At 60.7% G+C, this 20449-nt stretch carries 21 protein-coding genes and 1 riboswitch; of the genes, 7 read left to right on the forward strand and 14 right to left on the reverse strand.

All coding sequences use genetic code 11. The features are described 5' to 3' along the window. The first annotated feature begins 320 nt into the window (after positions 1 to 320). Together glgA and NW844_RS06485 are read left to right on the forward strand one after the other, a co-directional pair. A complete protein-coding gene (glgA, locus tag NW844_RS06480) occupies positions 321 to 1871 on the forward strand; it encodes a glycogen synthase GlgA (RefSeq protein ID WP_414334485.1) in 1551 nt (516 codons plus the stop codon). A 44-nt stretch (positions 1872 to 1915) separates the two neighbouring features. Further along, positions 1916 to 2533: a hypothetical protein gene (locus tag NW844_RS06485; protein WP_414334486.1), complete on the forward strand. Its 618-nt coding sequence runs from the start codon at positions 1916 to 1918 to the stop codon at positions 2531 to 2533. Here NW844_RS06485 and rsmD read toward each other — a convergent pair. The 4 genes from rsmD to NW844_RS06505 all read right to left on the reverse strand — a co-directional run bounded on the left by rsmD (position 2530) and on the right by NW844_RS06505 (position 5796). Further along, complete coding sequence (gene rsmD, locus NW844_RS06490) at positions 2530 to 3081, reverse strand: 16S rRNA (guanine(966)-N(2))-methyltransferase RsmD (protein ID WP_414334488.1); 552 nt, start codon at positions 3079 to 3081, stop codon at positions 2530 to 2532. The genes NW844_RS06485 and rsmD overlap by 4 nt on opposite strands. Before the next feature lie 9 nt (positions 3082 to 3090). Then, positions 3091 to 3978, reverse strand: a complete 888-nt coding sequence (locus NW844_RS06495; protein WP_414334490.1) for a Sll0314/Alr1548 family TPR repeat-containing protein — start codon at positions 3976 to 3978, stop codon at positions 3091 to 3093. A gap of 62 nt (positions 3979 to 4040) precedes the next feature. Next, complete coding sequence (locus tag NW844_RS06500; RefSeq protein ID WP_414334518.1) at positions 4041 to 4802, reverse strand: HEAT repeat domain-containing protein; 762 nt, start codon at positions 4800 to 4802, stop codon at positions 4041 to 4043. 445 nt (positions 4803 to 5247) lie between these two features. Further along, the gene (locus NW844_RS06505; RefSeq protein WP_414334492.1) at positions 5248 to 5796 is read right to left on the reverse strand and encodes a DUF4079 domain-containing protein; all 549 of its coding nucleotides are present in this window, start codon (positions 5794 to 5796) and stop codon (positions 5248 to 5250) included. 202 nt (positions 5797 to 5998) lie between these two features. On the opposite strand from NW844_RS06505, the gene NW844_RS06510 reads away from it, so the two are divergent. Continuing rightward, positions 5999 to 6484, forward strand: a complete 486-nt coding sequence (locus tag NW844_RS06510) for a phycobilisome linker polypeptide (protein ID WP_414334493.1) — start codon at positions 5999 to 6001, stop codon at positions 6482 to 6484. 441 nt (positions 6485 to 6925) lie between these two features. Beyond that, the gene (locus NW844_RS06515; protein WP_414334520.1) at positions 6926 to 9088 is read left to right on the forward strand and encodes a polysaccharide deacetylase family protein; all 2163 of its coding nucleotides are present in this window, start codon (positions 6926 to 6928) and stop codon (positions 9086 to 9088) included. Between the two features lie 2 nt (positions 9089 to 9090). Here the strand turns inward: NW844_RS06515 and NW844_RS06520 are convergent, their stop codons facing one another. The 10 genes from NW844_RS06520 to NW844_RS06565 all read right to left on the reverse strand — a co-directional run bounded on the left by NW844_RS06520 (position 9091) and on the right by NW844_RS06565 (position 17089). Continuing rightward, the gene (locus NW844_RS06520; protein WP_414334495.1) at positions 9091 to 10266 is read right to left on the reverse strand and encodes an alpha-D-ribose 1-methylphosphonate 5-triphosphate diphosphatase; all 1176 of its coding nucleotides are present in this window, start codon (positions 10264 to 10266) and stop codon (positions 9091 to 9093) included. After that, complete coding sequence (locus tag NW844_RS06525) at positions 10247 to 10942, reverse strand: ATP-binding cassette domain-containing protein (RefSeq protein ID WP_414334497.1); 696 nt, start codon at positions 10940 to 10942, stop codon at positions 10247 to 10249. Before NW844_RS06525 ends, NW844_RS06520 begins: the two co-directional genes overlap by 20 nt. 4 nt (positions 10943 to 10946) lie before the next feature. Then, positions 10947 to 11714, reverse strand: coding sequence for an ATP-binding cassette domain-containing protein (locus tag NW844_RS06530; protein WP_414334499.1), 768 nt, complete (start codon positions 11712 to 11714; stop codon positions 10947 to 10949). Beyond that, a complete protein-coding gene (locus NW844_RS06535) occupies positions 11707 to 12573 on the reverse strand; it encodes an alpha-D-ribose 1-methylphosphonate 5-phosphate C-P-lyase PhnJ (RefSeq protein WP_414334500.1) in 867 nt (288 codons plus the stop codon). Before NW844_RS06535 ends, NW844_RS06530 begins: the two co-directional genes overlap by 8 nt. Continuing rightward, positions 12563 to 13579 carry a carbon-phosphorus lyase complex subunit PhnI gene (locus NW844_RS06540; RefSeq protein WP_414334502.1) on the reverse strand — a complete coding sequence of 339 codons (1017 nt, stop codon included), beginning with the start codon at positions 13577 to 13579 and terminating at the stop codon, positions 12563 to 12565. Before NW844_RS06540 ends, NW844_RS06535 begins: the two co-directional genes overlap by 11 nt. Then, positions 13579 to 14121 (reverse strand): phosphonate C-P lyase system protein PhnH, encoded by a 543-nt coding sequence (gene phnH / locus NW844_RS06545; RefSeq protein ID WP_414334504.1) that lies wholly within the window; start codon positions 14119 to 14121, stop codon positions 13579 to 13581. Before phnH ends, NW844_RS06540 begins: the two co-directional genes overlap by 1 nt. Further along, the gene (phnG, locus tag NW844_RS06550; RefSeq protein WP_414334505.1) at positions 14118 to 14537 is read right to left on the reverse strand and encodes a phosphonate C-P lyase system protein PhnG; all 420 of its coding nucleotides are present in this window, start codon (positions 14535 to 14537) and stop codon (positions 14118 to 14120) included. The genes phnH and phnG overlap by 4 nt, the downstream gene beginning before the upstream one ends. A gap of 9 nt (positions 14538 to 14546) precedes the next feature. Further along, positions 14547 to 15365: a phosphonate ABC transporter, permease protein PhnE gene (phnE, locus tag NW844_RS06555; RefSeq protein WP_414334507.1), complete on the reverse strand. Its 819-nt coding sequence runs from the start codon at positions 15363 to 15365 to the stop codon at positions 14547 to 14549. Continuing rightward, complete coding sequence (gene phnD, locus NW844_RS06560) at positions 15334 to 16230, reverse strand: phosphonate ABC transporter substrate-binding protein (protein ID WP_414334509.1); 897 nt, start codon at positions 16228 to 16230, stop codon at positions 15334 to 15336. The genes phnE and phnD overlap by 32 nt, the downstream gene beginning before the upstream one ends. Positions 16231 to 16297: 67 nt before the next feature. Further along, the gene (locus tag NW844_RS06565; protein ID WP_414334510.1) at positions 16298 to 17089 is read right to left on the reverse strand and encodes a phosphonate ABC transporter ATP-binding protein; all 792 of its coding nucleotides are present in this window, start codon (positions 17087 to 17089) and stop codon (positions 16298 to 16300) included. A 193-nt stretch (positions 17090 to 17282) separates the two neighbouring features. Here NW844_RS06565 and hisIE point away from each other — a divergent pair, with 193 nt between their 5' ends. The 3 genes from hisIE to NW844_RS06580 form a co-directional block, all read left to right on the forward strand. Then, complete coding sequence (gene hisIE / locus NW844_RS06570) at positions 17283 to 17978, forward strand: bifunctional phosphoribosyl-AMP cyclohydrolase/phosphoribosyl-ATP diphosphatase HisIE (protein ID WP_414334512.1); 696 nt, start codon at positions 17283 to 17285, stop codon at positions 17976 to 17978. After that, positions 17938 to 18624: a DUF1997 domain-containing protein gene (locus NW844_RS06575; RefSeq protein WP_414334514.1), complete on the forward strand. Its 687-nt coding sequence runs from the start codon at positions 17938 to 17940 to the stop codon at positions 18622 to 18624. The genes hisIE and NW844_RS06575 overlap by 41 nt, the downstream gene beginning before the upstream one ends. 42 nt (positions 18625 to 18666) lie before the next feature. Next, a riboswitch (Fluoride riboswitch) is annotated at positions 18667 to 18760 on the forward strand. Between the two features lie 148 nt (positions 18761 to 18908). Beyond that, positions 18909 to 20449: cation:proton antiporter (locus NW844_RS06580; RefSeq protein WP_414334516.1), on the forward strand; the 1541-nt coding region annotated here is incomplete at its 3' end.

Here is a 20449-nt window from a genome sequence, read left to right on the forward strand (position 1 = left end):
CGACGATGTCGAACCATCCTCGCTCCTGGCGTACGCGCCCTACCGCGATGGTCATAGGACGATCTTCTCCAGAAAAAAGACAACCGATGAAACCAATAAAGTGCAATGCAGCAGCGCTCATAGTATTTCTGAGCGGCACTGTCCTTCTATCTTACGAAAAATTAATAAATTGCAACACCTTCTCAGGATAAGGCTCTGCCCCGGCTTGGCCGGCATAGGGATCCCTTGTGTTTTAGGATGGGGAGGGTTTTGGCCGAGGGAACTGGGCCGGGAGCCGTCCGCCTCAGCAAGACAAAGGTCATCGCGATAGGGAGGGCATTGTGGTGCAAGCCAGGATTTTGTTTGCAGCGGCGGAGGCAGCACCCCTGGCAAAGGTGGGGGGCATGGCGGATGTGGTGGGATCCCTGCCCGTCGTTTTGCGCAAGCTGGGGCAGGATGTGCGCATCATCATGCCCCTGTACGGGTTTCTCTGGGACAAGTTCGGCCCGGAACCGGAGCAATATCCCCGCTCCAAGGATCCCATCTGGTCCAAACAGGTCATGGGCCAGGTGGCCGATATTTACGAAAGCGTTTTGCCCGGCACCGATGTGCCCCTCTACCTGGTCAGCCACTATTGTTTTGCCCCCCACCGCATTTACTACGGCGAGGACGAGTTCTGGCGCTTTACCTTCTTCGCCAATGCCGTGGCCGAGTTTGCCTGGACCTACTACCCCTGGAGGCCCAACATTATCCACTGCCACGACTGGCACACCGGCATGATCCCGGCCTGGATGCACCAGGCTCCTGACATCGGCACCGTCTTCACCATTCACAACCTGGCCTATCAAGGGCCTTGGCGTTGGCAACTGGAACGCATGACCTGGCTGCCCTGGTATTTTTCCGCCCACAACACCATGGCTGCCGGGATCCTCTATGCCGACCAGGTGAATACGGTTTCGCCCACCTATGCGATGGAGATCCGCACCCCTCTGCATGGAGAGGGCCTACAGGATCTGCTGGCCTGGAAAGGGGAGCGCCTGCGGGGGATCCTGAATGGGATCGACACCGAGCAGTTCGATCCCCGCACCGATCCCGCTCTCGAGGCCAACTTCAGCGTTGATGATCTGAGCGGTCGGGCGGTGAACAAAGCTGCGTTACAGGCCCGCCTGGGCTTGACCGTCAACCCTGACGTATTCCTGCTGGGCATGGTGGCCCGTTTGGTGGAACAGAAAGGGATCGACTTGCTCATCCAAACCCTGGATCGCTTTTTGGCCTATAGCGATTCACAATTTGTCTTGCTGGGCAGCGGCGAAGCCTACTACGAGGGGCGGATCCGGGAGATGGCCGAGCGGCACCCGGGCAGAATGGCCTATCAACAGGGTTACCAGCCGCAACTGGCCCAGTTGATCTACGGAGGAGCCGATGCCTTTTTGATGCCCAGCCGCTTTGAACCCTGTGGCATCAGCCAGATGATCGCCATGCGTTATGGGTGTGTACCCATCGTCCGCCGTACGGGGGGGCTGGTGGATACCGTCAGCCATCATATTCCCAGCAAGGGAACCGGCACCGGCTACTGCTTTGATCGCTACGAAGCCCTGGACTTCTACACCTGCTTGGCGCGGGCTTGGGAGGCCTTTCAGCACAAAGACACCTGGCAGGCGCTGCAAAAGCGGGGCATGGCCACCGATTTCAGTTGGCATCGCTCGGCGCTGGAATACCTGCGCATGTACGAGCTGATTATGAACTTGCCGCTGAGGCCGGAAAAGACCTCCTCTCAGGCTCAACCCGCCCCATCCCTGCCCAGTTCCACTCCCGCCAAGGCTGCGCAGCCACCTCCTCGGCAACCCCTGGCTGAGGGGATCCCTGAGCTGCAGCAGAGCCACGCAGAGTGAGGTAGAGTGGAACGGGTCAACGAGGTTTTGAGGGTTACCTGCCAATGTTCGGACGACGTCCCGCTGTTGTCGGCCAAAGTCGGCGCCAAGAGGCCGCTGCCCAGGGGCTCAACCTTCTGCGCCGTTCTTGGGCGCGGCTGGCTTTCGGCTTGTTGCTCGGCCTTGTCCTGGGCGCGGGCTCGAGTCTCTGGGCCACGGCTCAAGAGCTGCCCGCCGGACAGCAGCTCGTTCCCAACCCGCAGCAGTTTCGCGCTCTCGAGCAACCCAGCAATGCCCTCAGTGTGTTGCGAGCTGAACAATTGGCCGCCGAAGCCGATGCCGCCATCCAAGCGCAAAACTACGACCAGGCCATCCAGCTTCTGCAACAGGTGTTCGACGCCTACAACCAGCGCTCCAACTACCACCAAGATCTCTCCCGTGCCTTCGCCGGGATCCAAAACCGCATCTCCGAAGAGCAGCGGGAGCTGGCCCGCGTTGCTGCCCAGGCTCGGGATCAGGCTGCCTACGATTTGGCCGTGGTCTATCGGGCTGCCGGACGTCCTGAGGAGGCCGTGGGCTGGTTGATCCAGGTCATCAAGAGCCAGACTCCAACCCGGGAGCTGGGCACCCAGGCCTACCAGCAGCTTCTGGAGATTGGCTTTGTCAGCACTCCCTTCCCCTAGCGCTGCTCTTCCAGCTTGCGATAGAAAGCCAGCGCCGTTTGCCCATAGGCCCGCTGGTCAAAGCGCAGCAGGGATCCCATCTGGTCGGGTAGCTCCTGGCCGCTGCGATGCTCGACGATCAAAGTTCCGCCTGGCTTGAGCAAGGGCGGGATCAGCGGCAGCAGGGGGGCGTACAGACCCGCCGCGTAGGGAGGAGCAAAGTAGACGTAATCAAAAGGCTCCAAACCCAGCCCTCGGCTGAGCAGCTTGCGGGCATCTCCCTGGATCACCTGAAAAGCTTGCCCCGGCTGGGCCACCTTGGTCCAGTTGGCCTGGATAAGGCGACAGGCAGAGGCGGCGATCTCGATCCCGGCCACAAAAGCCGCCCCCTGGCACAGGGCCTCTGCCCCCACCGTACCGGCCCCACAGCAGAGATCCAGCCAGCGACAGCCTTCCACCTGCCCTCGCAAGATGTTGAACAAGGCTTGCCTCACCCGCCCAGGGGTGGGTCGAGTGCCAAGACCTGCGGGAGTCTGGAGCGCCCGTCTGCCGCTGATGCGCAAGCCCATAGGCATCTATCAAGGGGTAGGTGTGGCAGGCAACTGGCCGGTCAACCCGCTGCGCTGGGCGGCGCGATCCCGTTCCATCTGGATTTGCGACACCAAAGCTTTAGGCAACTGGGCAGAAGCCTGCAGAGCTTGATCGAAAAGGGGGACAGCCTCCCGGTCTTGCCCCTTGGCAACCAAAATTTGCGCCTTGAGGTAGTAGAGCTCCGGGTTGTTGCAGGAAGCAGCAATGGCCCGATCCACCGCCTCCAAGGCCTCGTCAAAGCGCTGCATATCCCGATAGGCCAGAGCTTGGCCGCGGTAGGACAAATACTCAGGCGCCGCCAGGCGAAATTGATCCAACGCCTTCTCCCGGTAGGTCAGCAGCAAATCCATATAGCCGTTGAGAAGATTCAACTCAGGGTCGCTGCTGTCCACAGCCTGGGCGGCCCGGATGGACGCAAACAATTGGTTGAGGGTGGGCAATGCCTTGGGCAAGCCGAGCACCACCCCCTCCCGCACCACGATGTTGGCCGCCTCCAACCCATAGCCCACCCCCTCATACAGGTTGCCGCGCAAGGGATCCGTCTTTTTCAGCTCGGCGGCCACCTGGCGGGTTTGGGTGGCCAACTGGGCAAAAGCATCCAGATCCCCCTCTTGGTAGGCCAGCGCCGCCAGCAAGGCATAGACCATCGGCTCTGCGGGAGAGGACTTCTTGGCTATTTCCAGCTTCTCTCGGCTCTGGCTGTAGCGGCCCGCGCAGAAGAACTCCTCAAACGCCGCAGCCACTTCCGGGCTGATGGGGCGGGCATTGGCCCCGCTGCGAAACGGATCCTGGGCCCAAACCGGCAAGGCGGATCCCCATACCCAGCACAGGATCCCCACCAGCTTGGCCCCTCTGCTGAACTTGTCGCTTCTCATCCTCTGTGCCTCAACACCCACTGGGACCGGTCTAGCGAATCGGCGCGTGCTTGACCTGCTCTTCAGCGCAGCAGTTGCGCAATCGCAGCAATGGCCGCATCCTGAACCAACTCGTTGGGCTCGTAGGCCAGCAGATCGTGTAAGGGATCCAGAGCGCGCGGATCCCCAATTTGGCCGAGGGCGCGGGCTGCTGCCTCCCGCACCACCGGTTCTCCATCCGCAAGCTTGGTCAGCAAAGCCGGCACCGCCTCAACCGCCCGCATTTGCCCCAGCTGGTAGATGGTTTGCAGTTGGGCCTCCAGGGGAGTTGCTGCAACCGTGGGAGCCGAGCTATACACAGAGATACCTGAAGAGCTGCCATAGGAGTAGCCGCTGCCCGCCATCGAGATGGCCGAGAGAGCCTGCAGCGCCTCTAGGGCACGATATCGCTCTGTCTCGCTCATCTGAGGCAGTTGGGCCACCAGATCATCAAAAGCTCGCTGTACAGGATCGGCAGCCTGGTGGGCAATGCGGGTTAAGTGGCGGTCAGCCTGTACCTGCTGCCAAGACTGAAACGCTGCCAGACCTGCCACCACCAAAGCCGCATCGGCCAAAACAGCCAGCAGCGCCATTCCCCCCCAGATCTTGCTGCGACGGCTGAGCTTTCGCATCTGCTTATCCACGTAGCTAAAGGCCTGGTGCTGCCGTTCCCAGAAGTCGGGGGCCACCTGCAGAGTTTGGGCACTCAGATCGGGAGACAGAAGGTTTTCCTCGCGGGCTACCTCCAAGCTTTGTAGCCTTTGGTTCAAGCGAGAAAATTGTTTCGTCCAGAGCCAAGTAAACATCAAGTCACACCCTCCCTCCAAGCTTGCCCATAGCGGCTGGTGCTGTCACTCGGTGTCAGGCAAAGTTTGCCGACCCTTCCCTGCCATAAAGGTGAACTTATGCGCCAGGATAGCAAAAGCACCGGCTCCCCACCACCCAGTCTTTAACTTGAACTTGGGGTTGCAGGATGTCACTCATTGTAGACAGGCCGGCGAAGGGTGCCGACCGCGTCAGCGGGACGGAGTCCTTGGGGTTGACCGTACTTGCGTGAGTGCTAAGCACCACTTCGCGACCGAGGGAAGCCGCAGTCTTCCCTTCTCTTTTGAGCAACAAGGGGAGTGAGGACTTGACGAGCTTGGGGGGGAACAAGCCCAAAGGCTACGGGCTACTATGCCTCATAGTTTGGCCGGAGCACTCTGGGGTTTACAGGCATCACGATGTCTGAGTTCCCCAAAGGTCTGTAGATTACAAGGACAAGCCCAGCTTGACTCCAAGCAGGGCATGGACCAGTAGCACACACAGGATGAAGCTGCCCACATAGGCATGGGTGGTGCGCAGGGCCTCGCGGTTGCCCCCAAAGCCGCTGAGAGACAAAGCGCCATTGGCCGCCAACAACAGCAACACCAGGGATCCCGTCCAAAAATGGGGGCTGCTCAGCAGGGGCTGGCCCTGCATGACCAAGGAGAGAAGGCCGCCGGTGTAGCCCAAGGCAATGAAGGTGGCCATCCAGGGAGCCAATTTGCGGTGATCCAAGAGCGGCTTTTGGGCCGATTCCGGCAGGGATCCCTCTGGCGTTGTGGAGGCGGCTGCCAGGCGCAAGACCCGCCCCCGCCAACCGGTCAGGCCGACGAAGCTGCCCATGACCACCACCACAATGCCCATCATCAGAGGATGTCCCCATTGCACAATGGGCTGGGGCAGGTTGAAGCCGGCAAAAAACTGGGCCACCGGCTGCAAGGCAGCCGTCAACTCATCCGAAGTTGCCGACAGATCGGGCAGAGCCACACTCAGCATAGGGATCCCTCCACCTTTGGGACAACTACAACTTTTTAACCAGTCTCCTTAACAAATCTACAACAAACCCACCTTCGATGACAGATGCCGGTGGAAAGCTTCAGGGGATGCAGCCGCAACGGTAAAATATCTAGCGGTGAAGCCGTGGTCGGCCACAGATCCTCGGCTACCGCCTGCTAACGAGCAAAACGGAGTTATTCACATGGCCAAGTTGTTGTTGGGGGATCAATCCTTTGAAGTCGAGCTGCTGACGGATGTGCCCACCAATTGGCCTGGAATTAAAGTCATGTCCAAGGGAGCTAAGCTGGATATCCCGGCGGGAACAGTGGTGAGGGTGGAGTCAGAAGATGACCATGTAACCGGCTCCTACAAGGTGGTTTATCGTTTGGCTCCCGCCTATCCCCGCAGTTGGCGGCTGCTTTTGGAGCGGGAGAGCGCGGCTCCTGCACCTCAGGCGGAAGCGGCCCCAGCCGCTCAGGTCGCCCCCTCGGCGGCCTCGTCCCTACCCAACAGCGACAAGATTTTCACCCTCAAAGTGTCCGGTTTGGTGGGAGGGGGCGTGCGCAAGAGCGTTGTCGAGTACAAAGTGCCCTTCAGCCGCCTTTCTCAAGAAGTGAAGCGCATCACCCAAAGGGGGGGCAAGATCGTCAGCATTACAGAGTCCAATCTGTTGAGCAACCTTGAGTAGGGCCCAGCTCCCCCTCTGGGGTCTGTCTCCAAGGCTGCCGATCCAGGCCCCTTCAGCCCAAGCGGCTTTGACGGGCGCTCCCTGCTGTTTTTCCGGCGGCGATTGCATGGGTATCCCCAATCGGAAGAGAGGGGTGGTAGTCTGGCGTTGGTTTTGCCCTTGTCTGGGGGTAGGCTTTGGGTGGGAAAAGGCATTCCAGCAAGGGCTCAACTCTTGCGCTTGAGCGCCGATAACACCATCGGGAGTGGGGAGGAGGTCATGACGTCTCGGCAGCATCCGACGCGCTTGGGAGGGTCGATACCCCAAGGCAATTCAGGCTCCAGATCGACAAGGGGATCCCAGCCGTACTCCTCGCCCACTCCACGACAAAGCCTTTCCGATTCCTCTCGGCATGCGCCGGCAAAGTCTCGACCTAGGGTGCTCCCCTTTCTAAACTTGCTGGTGATCCTGCTGGGATTTGGGACCGGCGCCCTGGTGGCCTGGGCAACCGCTCATCCCAACTGGGCCAGCCGCCTGCCGGCGCTCTTGCCGCCTCTGGCCGAGATCCCTGCCCCCCGCGCCCAGGCCAAGGCAGCCCAACAGCGCCCGTCCCTCCCCCAAGAGCCGCAACTGCAGCGGGATCCTTTTGCGTTGGATCCCTTGGCCAGCCTCTCCTACGTGCCCGCCATCATGTATCACGATGTGGTGGCTGGCCGCAAAGAGGTCTGGTTTGACACCACAGCGGCGGAGCTGCGGCAGCACTTTGAGGCCATCAAGCAGGCGGGGCTGACCCCCATCCACATCGACCAACTCTACAAACACCTGCGGGACGGGGATCCCTTACCGGAAAAAGCCATCCTGCTCACCTTCGACGACGCTTACCTGGGCCTGTACGAGAACGCCTACCCGCTGCTGAAGGAGTACAACTACCCTGCCACCTATTTTGTGCAGACCGGCTTTGTCGGCGTGCCCACCAGCAAAGACCACTTCACCTGGGATCAGATGCGGGAGATGGATGCCAGCGGGCTGATTGACTTTGCCGCCCACACCGTCAACCATCCCCCCGACCTGCGGCTGCTGGACGATGCCCGCCTGCGGCGAGAGGTGTTGGACTGCAAGACCAAGCTGGAGCAGGAGCTGGGCCACCCCATCCACTACTTCGCCTATCCGGAAGGCAATCGGGACGAGCGGGTGAAGCAATACCTGGCGGAGGCGGGTTACTGGATGTCCTTTACGATGGATCCCGGCTTTACGGGACAGTCGCCCAACTTGCTGGAGGTGCGCCGCTTTAACCAGTTTCGCCTCACCGAGGCCATTATCGGCGCCCGCACCTTCACCCTTGGCCGCAGCCCCGACTACTGGCTGGATGGAACGCAACCCTTGACCCTGACCGATGAGGTGATCGACAGGGTGCGGGTGCTAACCATCCGCGGCGGACGGGCAGCTACAGTGCACGCGGAGCGGCGCTACGAGGTAAGAACCCTAGTCCAGCGCTACCAGGCCGATGCCGGCATTAACGGCAGCTTCTTCTCCATCCCTTGGATTAACTCGGCCAGCAACGTCATGGTGGGGCCGGTGATGGCCGCCAACCACAAGACTTTCATCCCCGGTCGCCCCGAAGACGACAAGGTGGTGCGCGGTCGTCCCCTGGTGCTGCTGGGCAGGGATCGGCTGCGCTTTGTACCCTTTGATCCCGACACCATGACCCAGCTCGACAACCTTCGCCAGCTCATGCCGGATGTCACGGATCTGTTTGTGGCGGGCTTGTGGCTGGTTAAGGATGGCCGCGCCCTCTCTCCGAGGGAGATCGACTCGTTTCGCCTCTCCAGCGCCGCCGAGTTTCGCCCCCGCGCCTTTTTTGGCGTAGACAACCAGGATCAGGTGGTGATCGGGGTTACCAAAACCCACGTCAACGCCGCCATCCTGGCCAGCCTATTGCCCAAAATCGGGATCCGTGAGGCGGTGCTGCTGGACTCTGGCTTCAGCACCTCACTGGTCTACCAAGGGGAGATCCTCGCCACCGGCCATGCCGGCCCCAACCAGCCCAGCCGCCCTGTCCCCCACGCCATTTTGCTCTACGACCTAACCCGTCTGTGGAGGGAGGATCCCCGCCCGCAGGAAAGGGCCGCTTCCACAACCGATCGGGTGGAAGGGCTGGTGCAGCTTCTGCCGGCTAGCGACCAAGATGCAGCCAAAGCCTACCTGAACAGCGTTCTGGCCGGCCAGCGCACCCTCAAGCGGGGGGAGCGGGGCCCGGCCGTGGTGGCGGTGCAACTGGGCTTAAGCCGCCTGGCCGCTCAGCAGGGACGGCTGGATCTGCTCCCCTCTGGCCCTGATGGGGTATATGGCAATGAGGTGGCCCAGGCAGTGGCAGAGTTGCTGTTGGCCGAACCTGGGCTGGGCGAGACGGGATCCCCGCAAGCGATCCCCACTCCCCTGGTGGCGGGAACGGCAACCCCATCCAGCGGCGGGGACGCCATCGATGCTCAACTGCTGCAACGGCTGCTGGAGCGGGTTAATCTCGCCCCGGCCTCTGTGTTGGTGGATACCCGTCTGGAGCGGCCAACTTGGCCTCTGGAGCACAAGCCGACCCGGAAGCTGCTGCCGAGAGCGGCTCTAGAGTAGAGTTAGGGGGCCTCGACTCTGGACCCAACTCCTTGGGGATCCAGCCCTCCCTGCCAACCTAGGCCATTGCGGAGAAAGACAGGTCTGCCGGCAACAAACACGCCCATAACCCGGAAGGGCTTCTCCCGCAAGATCACCAGGTCGGCCCTCAGCCCTGGACAAAGAGCCCCCCGATCCTGGAGGCCAACGGCCTGGGCGGGGTTGCGGCTGACCAAGGCTATGGCCTGGGGCAACTCCAAAGCCTGCTTCTCCGCCAGGGCAAAGGCAGCTCTTAGCGCGGCAGCCGGCGAGTAGTCGGTGGCCAGAGCACCTAGGGATCCCGCCTTCAGGGCTTGCAGGGCGGAGAGATTGCCCACATGGGAGGATCCCCTAAGGGCGTTGGGGGCCCCCATGACCACCAGCAAGCCCAACTGTTGGGCTTCGCCAGCGGCCTCCAGCGTGACCGGGAACTCGCTAATCTTTACGCCCAGCTTGGCCATCAACTGAACCTTGTCAGAGGAATCGTCGTCATGGGAAGCCAGCGTGACTCCCCGCTCTTTTGCCTGCTGGGCCAGCTCGGCAAGGGCAGGGAGAACTTCTAGCTGGGATGGGTTCCTGAGGCTGGCGGCAACCTCCTCAGGCTGCTGGCCCAGGTGACGGGCCATATAGCGAACGTAGTCTTCTAGGGTCGGGAACTGGCCTTGGCCAGGCGTGTGATCCATAAACGAAAGGAGATCCACCCAACCTTGGCTGAGGGCGTGGCGAACGGCTGCTGCTCCCAAGGGGCGAGAGACTTCGTAGCGGGCATGGATCCGCAAGTCCAGCGACAAATGGGAACGCAGGGCAACCAATTGCTCGGCCAGGGCCAAAGCGGTCTCCGGGCTGCGCCAACCGGGCAGGCCCTCCCAAAAGGACAGGGTGACAAAAGCAGTGGTCATGCCTGCTGCCAGAGCTCGGTTTTCCCAAACCTCCAGGGCCATCTCGGCAGCCAACTGTACCCCTGGCCGCGGCTCCAGCTCCGGCTCTAGGCTGTCGGCGTGGAGATCGATGACGCCAGGGACGAGGGTTAACCCCTGTAAAGGGATTCCTTCGTCCACCTGCCCTTCTCGAATCTCGGCAATCCACTCCCCCTCCAGCCGCAGGGATCCCAGCGGGAGCACTTGGTCAGGGAGAACCAGCTTAAGTCCGGACAGCCACATCTTGCTTCTCCTCCAGGTGGTAGGTTTTGTCCACCAAGCCCGCCACGTCTTCTGGCGAGTGGAAAACGCCAACAAGCGCAGTTCCCTGCTGCTTCAGAAGGCGAAGGCGCTCCCGCAGAGCTTTCCTGGCCCCTGCATCCAAGCTGGCCGTGGGCTCATCCAACAGCAGCAAGGGATAGGGATGAATGAGCGAGCGGGCCAGGTTGAGCTTTTGTTTTTCGCCCCCAGAGAAACCCGTGGGGAAAGCCTCCAGTAACTCGGGCTTCAGGTTCAGCTCTAGGAGCAGCTCTGCCGCCCGCTGCCGTGCTCGGCTTTCTTCTACACCTCGCCACAGCAGCGGCTCCGCCACCAGCTCCAGGGCGGTGGTGCGGGGTCGGGGATCCAGAAACTGGCTGACATAGCCGATGTGCTCCCGCCGGATCCACAAGATCTCGCGATCCCCCAAACGCGCCAGATCCACCCTTCCGCGAGGAGTCTGCAGAAGGATCTGCCCCCCTGTGGGACAGTAGCTGCGATAGAGCGTCCGCAACAGGGAAGACTTGCCGGCGCCATTGGGGCCCTCTAGGAGCAGCAACTCCCCTGCTTGTAGGGAGAAGCTCACCTGTCTGAAAGCCAGAACCTCCCGTCCCAGCCGGTGCAGGAAAAACCGCTTTTCCAAATCGATAACTTGCAGCATCTCTCTACAGCCTTGCGGCAACCAAATCCTGAGTAAAGGGGTGGCGGGGATCCTCCAGCACTTGGTCGGCGAGGCCTTCTTCTACCACCTCTCCTTGGTGCAAAACCACAATGCGATCCGCCAATGCCCGTACCACCGAGAGATCGTGGCTAACCAAAATCAGACTCATCCCCAACTGCCGCTTGAGGCGGCGTAGGGTGTCCAAGAAGGTTGCCTGCACCAGCAAATCTAAGCCAGTCGTTGGCTCGTCCAAGAGGATGGCCGTTGGCTCTTGAGCCAAGGCTTTGGCAATCTGCACCCGCTGCCGCTCCCCTCCCGAAAGGAAAGTAGGCGGATCCCCAGCCCGCTCCAGGGGGAAGTCTGCCCTCTCCAAAGCTGCCTGCGCTTCCTTTTGCAAAACCCCAAATCGTCGTTCCCCCTTGAGCACAAGGGGCTCAGCAACATTGGTTAGGGCGGCAAAGCCCATGCGCAGGGCCTGGGCAGCTTCTTGATAAACCATGGCCAAGTGGCGCCGCGCCGCAGGTCGCTCGTAGGGAGAAAGCGACAGCAGATTACACCCCTCCCAGCCGGGGATGTTGAGCCAGTATTCCCCTTGCGCCATCTCCTGGAGATAGAGAATTCTCAAAAGGGTGCTCTTGCCGCTGCCAGAAGCCCCCACCACCCCCAGCACCTCCTGGGGATAGAGCTTGAGGCTGACGTTCTTGAGGGCCCAGCGATCCCCGTAGGCTTTCCAAACCTTGACCAGTTCCAGCAAAGGCCTTTCTTCAACCATGCTGCTTCTCCCCAAATAAAGGCCCACTTTCTTTGCCAGCTAGGAGTTTTTCCATATAGCCCTGGTCGGAGATCTCGTAGGCCAAGCTGCCATCCTCCTGGGGAATGGCGTTGAGAAAGACGTGGCGGCAACCCGTGCGGCGGCAGGATCCCACAATGGGTTCCGGCTGGAAGGGTCGATCCACAAAGGCCAGAGGTTCTACCTGCGTGTAAGGGGGGACAGCGTAGATCCGCTTTTCCCGACCGGCGCCAAAGAGCGTGATGTGGGCTGCCTGGTGCAGCTTGGGCAGATCCCAGCGGGGCAGGGGACTGGGATCCATCACATAGCGGCCGTGCACCAGAACGGGATAGGCTGCTCCCTTGCGGCTGTGGCCGTAGTGCAAGTGTTCTTCAAACAGGTCCACCCAAAGCAGGCTGTAGTCCCCCAGGGCATGCAGCTCCCGCGCCTTGGCATCGGAAGGCTCCACGTAGCGCAGGGGTTCAGGGATCGGGACTTGCAGGATCAAGATTTGTCCTTCTTGCAGTCGCTCCTCCGGGATGCGGTGACGGCTTTGGATGAGGGTTGCTTCCAAAGCATCGGTGGTGGTTCGAGCTCCGCTGACGTGGGCAATGAAGCGGCGCAAGTTGGCAGCATTAACCGAGTCATCCGCTCCTTGGTCGATGACCTTCACCACATCTTCCGGCCCCACGAGGCTGAGGGTAAGCTGCAGGCCGCCCGTGCCCCAGCCGCGGGCCAGGGGCATCTCTCGGCTGGCAAAGGGAACTTGATATGCCGGTATGGCCAAAGCCTTGAGAACCTTGCGCCGAATTTCTCGCTTGGCTTCAGGATCCAAGTAGGCGTAGCTATGCTTAGGGTTCAAGAGCAGCCTCCTGATGGCTCATCCAATTGCTGAAGAACGTTACATAGTGAGGCAGTTTGTAGTGCAGGGCAAAGCCCGAAGCCTCCACGGGATCCGTGTGTACCAGAACAAACTCCTCGCTGCGGGCCGGATGGGTGGGGCGATCCATCTCCAAATCCAACATTGCGCCCGCGATAACCCGCCCCTCGTTCCAGCCCAAGCTGGCAGCAAAGCCTAAGCGGTATCCCTTCTCCCCATGCCCGACGACTTCTGCAAAGGCCAAGCGGATCCGCCCCAGGCGAAAGCTGCCTCCCCGCACCGGGTGGATAGCCCGCACCTCGAGATAGCCCACCCCCAACTCCGCCACTGTTGGGTGGGTGTGGACGTTGTAGGCCCGCATGGCGCTGTAGGCGAGGGCCAGGAGTCCTCCGGTGTCCCCTCGCGCCAAAGCTTGCAGGCGATGGGCTCTTGGCGCCGGAAACAGCAGCGGCTGCCGCGTTAGATCCGGGATCTCTTCCTCTAAGTCTTTCTCTGCCACTGGATCTTCTTCCAGCAGGCCTTGCTCTTTTAGCCAGGTTCGCACCGAAGGGTAGCGCTGGGGAGCAGCCGTGGTCTCTGGCTCCACCCCTTGGGTTCCGGAAAAACCCAGCAGACGCAGGCTGTAGTCGAGGGTGGGGCCGAGGACTTGGCCGCCGGGAATGCTCTTGAAGGCTGAAGAAAGCCGTCGCACCAGGAGCAAATCTTCTTTTTTCTGAAGCTGCGCTTTGCCCAGGCGAGGAAGGGTAGTTCGATGAGCTCGCAAAAGCAGCAGCGCTTCGTAGAGATCGCCCCCTGTCTGGGCCAAGGCCTCAGCAGCCAGCTCTGGAGCCCAGAGGCCAGCTTCCGCCATCACCTGATCCAAAAGATAGGGCAAGTAGCTGGCCAGGCCCTTACTCGACTGACCTGCCCCCCTCGGCAACAATTCGCGAAAAAGGGCTTCGGCATTGAGAATGGCCTCCTGACTGCCCCGCGCCACCACGTAGCCCATCAACCCACCTCCACACTTCGCGGTATGCCTACTACATGCTGCCCGTCGGTAAGCAAGATGTCCACTCCCAAAGGGTAGGCCGAGATCTGGGAGCGCAGCCGCCAAAAAGCAGGGGGCAAATCCACAGCCAAGCACACCTCCCCAGCAATGCCGGGGCCCCTGAAGACAAGAGGGGATCCCTGGCCCCAGCCAGTTCCCAGGATGAGAGTTGCCCCGCTCTCCGGCTCCAGGTAGGTGCCCCTCTTGAGAAGCGAGAGGGTTTCCCAACCGGCAGGCAAATCCGCCAGCCGCTCGGCAAAGACGAAGTCCGCCGCCTCCAAGGCCACAGGCCGGGGAGCCTGACCGCGCAGATCTAAGAGCAGCCAGTCTGGCGCCCAAACCCCCACATTCCCATCCACCAGGGTAGTTCCAATGAGGCGGAAGGCTTGGCGCAGCGAGTGAGCTGGCAAGCGCCAAAGCCGGCCAGGGTAGCTCAGCGCCATCACCAAGGTTCGGAAGACCTGTTGGCTTTGCCGTTCGGCTGCGGGCATGGGCACGCTCATAGCGTCTCCACCTCCAAGCGCGTGGTGGCCACCTTGCGCCAGAGGCGCTCATCCTTCTCCTGGAGATGTTCCTGAGCTTCCAGGGCCAAGGCCTGGATCCGATCTTCAGCAATCCCCGCCTGCAACGCGGCATCCAGGTAAGCCAGGGAGCGGGCCAGGCGCGGCCGTTCCCCCAGCACTATTCCATAGCCTTCCACTCCCTTTCGGGGGAAGCGCAGCCAAACCTCGTAAACCAAGACTTCTCCCAGATAAAACGGCGTACCGCTGCGCGAGTCCTGGAAGGGGAGCAACAGCAGGCCCGCTCCTTCCTTCAGCTTCTGGCTAGCTCCCAGAGCGGGCCGTACCTCCCGCGCCAGAGCCACAACTGTCTTTTCGGGAGCCTCCTGCAGCAGCTCCAGGATTTCAAGAGCCTGCACCCTCACCTCCTATACCAGGGATTGGCGAATTCGCGCCGAGACCTTGTCGATTGTAAACACGGTTAGCAGGATGAGCAAAATGATGGTGGCGGCGTCCTGAAAGCGGAAGGCCCGCACCGTCTGCATCAGATCGAAGCCGATGCCACCAGCTCCCACCAAGCCCAAGACTGTTGCCGAGCGCACATTGACCTCAAACAGGTAGAGCGTCACCGAGTAGAAAGCTGGGGCCACCTGCGGCCAAAAGCCATAGACAAGAACCAGCAGAGGATGGGAGCCCGTAGCCCTCACGGCCTCCACCTGCCCCATATCCACCGTCTCAATGGCCTCGGAGAGCAACTTGCCTGCCACTCCAGCCGTGTGCAGCGTCAACGCCATGATCCCTGGGAGAGGCCCCAAGCCAATGGCAGCCACAAAAACCAGGGCCAAAACCAGCTCGTTGAGTCCCCTGAGGATATCCATCAGCCCGCGGACAGCCAGATAGACCACAGGAGAGCGGATGACATTCTTGGATCCCAGGAAGGCCAAGGGAAGCACAAAGAAGGTGGCCAGAAAAGTGCCCCAGAAAGCCATGATCAGGGTCTGGAGCAAAGAGTAAAGAAAAGCTGGCAGAAAGTGCAGGCTGGGCGGAAAGAAGCGAGCGACAAAGACAGCACTCCTCCCCAACCCAGCCAGCAACTTGACTGGTGAGATCTCAGCCGGCACCGCCGTCAGCAGGAGAGCCAGAAGGATCATCCCAACTAGGAGAACACCGAGGCGATCTCTCCGTTTGAGCTCTGCCGGTAAGGGGGGCAGTTTCTTAGAGTTGGCACTCAGGTTGCTTAAGAGCATTGTTAACCTTGCGGAAGGGATCGTAATCCTTGTCGCTGGCCGGCTCAAAACCCTTGAGACCGCGAGCTTCTAGCCATTGCTTGCCTTCCGGTGTGTTCTCGTACTCTAGGTAGGCCGTGCGGATGGCTTCTTTGAGGTCTTCCGGCAGGTCTTTGCGGTAGGCCCAGGGAGAGGAAGGGATCGGATCGGACTTCCAGATCACCTCAAAATCTTCCAAACCCTTAATTTGGCCCTTCTTGGTGGCAATGCTGATCCCGGTATCCCAAGTCACCCCCACGGGAATGGTTCCCTGAGAGACTCCCAGGATAACCGACTCATGGTTGCCGGCAAAGGCAACTTGTTTAAAGTACTCCTTGGGCTTGATCTTGGCCTCTAGACAGAAGTAAGCCATGGGCACCTTGAAACCAGAAGTGCTCTCCGGGTCAACGAAAGCAAAATCTTTGCCCTTGGCAGCTTCTAGAGTTGTAATGCCACTGCCCTTCTTGGAAATCATCAGAGAGTGGTAAACAGTGCCCGAGCGAACAGAATCTTCCTTCACAAAGGCTTCGATGGGGGCATTGGCTTTTTCAATCGCATCGACGTAAGAGGCGGGCCCATAAAAAGCAACGTGGGTCTTCCCTTCCGCCTGGGAGAGCATCACAGCCGTGTAGTCACCAGCCACGAACAAACGCACCGGGATGCCCAATCTCTCTTTGAGGTAGTTCAGGAAAGGCGCATAGCGGGCTTCGTAATCAGCAGCACTCTCCACCGGCACTTCAGCAATGACCAGCTCCTCGGGCCAGTTCTGCTTCTGCGCCAACACCGGCACCCAACTGGCAAAGCCCAATAGGAAAGCCGCTAGAGCCAAAACCTTCCTTCTCCGCATGAGTATTCTCCTCTGCAGCTGACTTGAAATTGAAATTGATTGAAGTTGAGTTTGAGCTTACCTGTCCTCAAGCCGTCAAGGCTGAGGGCAACCCTCCGAGGGTTTGAGAGGCTTCCTCCTCCCCGAAGTAGAGATCCTTCTCTTTTTCAGGGGTGAGAGCCGAGACTGGCCCATCAAAGAAAACCTGCCCATCCTTGAAGGCAACAACTCGGTTGGCGTAATGGCGCACCATCTCCAGGTGATGCAGGGTCACTAGGAGCGGGATGCCTTGCCGACAAACCATTCCCAGCAGTAAATCCATGATCACCTGCGCATTTTTGGGATCCAAAGCCGAGATGGGTTCATCTGCCAGGATCAGCGCCGGCTCTTGGATCAAGGCGCGAGCAATGCCCACCCGCTGCTGCTGTCCCCCCGAAAGAGCATCGGCCCTCTGCCAGGCGTGCTCGAGAAGCCCCACCTCCTCCAGTAGCCTTTCTGCTTGGGCCAGATCTTGCTCCGAGAACTGCCGCAGCAAGCCCTGGGTAAGATTCAGGTGGGGCAGGCGCCCAATCAGGACGTTCTCCAAGACAGTCAGGCGGCCAATGAGCTGAAAAGTCTGGTAGATCATGCCCGTGCGCTTGCGCACCTGCTGTAGACCCTCTCCTCCGCCTTCGTGGAGGGGGAAAGAGCCAACCCAGACTTTTCCAACGCTGGGCCTAACCATTCCCTTCAGGAGCTTAAGGAGGGTGGACTTCCCAGCGCCAGAGGGGCCAATCAGGGCCACAACCTGGGCTCCATCGCCAAACAGGTCGAGACAAACCCCTCTTAGGGCAACTTTGTTTTTAAAGGTGACCCAGAGGTTTTCTACCCGGATGCGCATTGCTCTCCCTCGGCGCGTGAAAGCTCGGTATCAAACTTAGCAGCTTGACTTTAAGTCACAACTAAAACCAGGTTAAGCCCAGATTAAGATCCCCCTAGCGGCAACAAAAGCCGGGCTGGGCAGGAGGAGGTACCCTGGGGAGAGCTGGCTTTGCTATCTTGCTTTTTATGCTCTCTTTGGATTCCTGCCCTCTATGATTGCTGCCTCGGACTCCATTCCTTCAGCGGATCCGCCCCGCGCTCTTCTGCCGGAGGGGATCGCTCATCTGGACAGCCTCCGCTACAACGAACAGGGTTTGATCCCGGCCATTGTGCAGGACTACCTGGACGGGACGGTGCTGATGATGGCCTGGATGAACCGGGAATCGCTGCAGAAAACGCTGGAGACAGGCCGCACCTGGTTCTGGAGCCGCTCCCGCCAGTCGCTCTGGCCCAAGGGGGAAACTTCTGGCCATGTGCAGTGGGTCAAACAAATCCGCTACGACTGCGACAGCGACGCGCTGGTCATTTTGGCGGAGCAGGTGGGAGATGCGGCCTGCCACACAGGAGCGCGGAGCTGCTTCTTCCGCACCCTCCCAGAGAAGGAAGGGGATCCCATCCCGGCCGCCGATACCCTGTCGCAGGTGTTTGCCGTGATCAAGGCCCGCCAGGCGGATCCCCGTCCCGATTCCTACACCAGCAGCCTGCTGGCCAAGGGAGACAACGCCATCCTGAAAAAACTCGGCGAGGAGACGGCTGAAGTGGTGATGGCGGCAAAAGAGGGGGACAAGACCGCCCTGGCCCGCGAGGTGGCGGATCTCTGGTACCACTGCCTCGTGGCTCTTGCTCACTATCAGGTGGATATTCGGGATGTCTATCGCCAACTCCAAGCCCGTCGTTCCCCTCGGTGAAGGGGCTCTGTCCGAGAAGGGGGAGCCGCTTTTGGCGGAGATGGATCACCCCCCATCTTTAGATCAACCGACAGCCAAGGTTCACTTGGATGTGCAGGCTGGGCGACGGGGCCAAGTGGATCTGGAGACCGATTGGGAGACTTTGGCCCGTTACCTGCGCGGCCATGGCCAGTGGATCCAGCGCTGCTTCCGGCCATTGCAGGTGGAGCCCCTCTCTGCCGACACCTACAAGCTGCAGTTTTTCCGCATGGGTGGGCTGGGGTTTGAGCTGGAGCCCTGCTTTGGGGTGAAGATCTGGCCGGAGGAAGATTACCTGTTTCGGCTGACTTCGACTGAGCTGCCGGGGGAGGCCGCCCTGCCCTATCGGGTAGATTGCCAGGCCAGTTTCCGGCTGGAGGAGCTACCGGGATCCCCTGCCACTACCCGCGTCCACTGGGATCTTCATCTCGATATCCGGCTGCATTTGCCCAAGTTTTTGCAAGTTCTGCCGCGCAAGTTGGTTCAGAGAGTGGGCAGCCAGGTGGTGCAGCAGGTTACCCGCGGCCTCAGCGATCGCTTTACCCACAATGTCTGCAGCGATTTCTATGGCTCCATTGGCCGTCCCCATCACTCCTATCGCTTGGTTGCGGTGGAAGATGGGGCGTGATACCCTATGGGTCAACGTGAGTGAGTTGTCGGTCAGCTTGCTCCGGCAACCGGTGATGGGGTTCACCGTAACCGCCTCAGGCAGGTTCTAAGAATTCTCTAAATCCAAGGCTGAGGCTGATGACTCCTACTCTTCTGGGCAGATCCAGGGGGTGGGAGTCTTTGATCTTGGGTTACCACCCCACAGCCCCCAAGGCTCTACTTCCCTCTGGGCTGCCCTTCACCATCCGGACGGCAAAGAGAGAGGTTTTGTTGATGCTGGGCAGTTGGCTGTGGATCTTAGGGATGGGCTTTTTTGTCGGCCAGATTGGGGGCCGGCTGGGGATGCCGCCACTAGTGGGGATGATTCTGGTCGGGATCCTGTTGCAAGAGGTCTTGTCCCCAGAGCTGTTGGCGGCAGCCGGGGATCTGCGCCTAGTGGCCGTCACGATCATCCTCATGAGGGCGGGCCTGGGGCTGGATTGGGAAAAGCTGGCCCAGCAGGGATCCGTGGCCCTGCGGCTGGGGTTTTTGCCGGCAGCCTGTGAGGCGGTGGCAGTGGCGCTCTTGAGCCGCTGGATCCTGGGGCTGGACTGGGGGACGGGGCTGCTTTTGGGCTGCGTGCTCGGGGCGGAGTCGCCGGCGGTGATTGTGCCAGGGATGCTGCGCCTCAAGAGCCTGGGCTGGGGGGTGACCAAAGGGATCCCGGACGCCATTTTGACCGGCAGCGCCCTTTCCGATGTGCTGCTGTTGCTGGGCTTTAGCCTGTTGCTGAGCTTTTTGGGGCAGGGATCTGCCCAGAGCCTTCGCCTGCAGTGGCTGCCGTTCCAGGTGGGGATGGAGATCCTGCTGGGGGTGGCGGTGGGCTACCTGGGGGCGCGGGTTTTGGTGGCCCTCTTGGTACAGCAGAACTGGACTCGCAACAGCACGCAAGAGGTGCTGCTGGCGGCCTGCCTGGCGCTGGGCTTGGTGCTGGCGTCGCAGGTGTGGCCCTATTTTTCCGGCTACCTGGCGGTGATGGCCCTAGGGTTTTTCCTCGTCCAACTGGATGGGCCGCTGGCGCGGCGGCTGCGGCTTGGGTTCGACGCCCTCTGGACGGTGGCGGAGATCGTGCTGTTTGTCCTGCTGGGGGCCTCTTTGGATCTGCAGGTACTGGGATCCCTGCTCTTGCCCGGTTTGCTGCTTTTGACCCTGAGCCTGCTGTTGGGCCGAGGCCTGGGCTGGTGGCTTTCCACCCTGGGGAGCAACTGGAACTGGCGGGAGCGGCTCTTTTTGCTGCCGGGCAACATGGCCAAAGCCACGGTGCAGGCGGCCATCGGCGGCATCCCCTTAGCCCAGGGGATCCCCGGCGGGGAGACAATCCTCGCCCTAGCGGCCCTGTCGATTTTGACCACAGCACCCCTAGGGGCCTGGCTAACCCAGGTTTTTGCCCCTCGCCTATTGGAAAAGGGAGAAGTGGATCCCACCAAGGTGGGCAGCCAGGGTAAGGTGAGCTTCTTGGCCGCTGTGGATACCTCTCCCTTGGCTGAGGCGGTGCTGCGCAAGGCAGCGGATCTGGCGCGGCGGGTGGATGGGGAAGTGATTGTGCTCCATGTTACCGATGAGCCCCAGGGGAAGGGGGTGGAAGCGTTGCGGCAGCTTGCCCAGCGTCTTTTGGCGGATATTCGCCACGAATTTTGCCTGGCTTCTGGCCCCCTGGCGGAGACCATCGTGGATGTGGCCCAGGAGCGGCAGGTTACCGACATAGTCATGGGCAAGCGGGGCCACCGCCCCTGGGAGCAAGTGTTGGTGGGATCCACTTCCCAAGCAGTGTTGGAGACCAGCTCCATTCCGGTGATTTTGGTAGA

Origin of the sequence: Synechococcus sp. H55.2, from assembly GCF_047462495.1 — a bacterium.
In the GTDB taxonomy this organism is placed as follows: Bacteria; Cyanobacteriota; Cyanobacteriia; order Thermostichales; family Thermostichaceae; genus Thermostichus.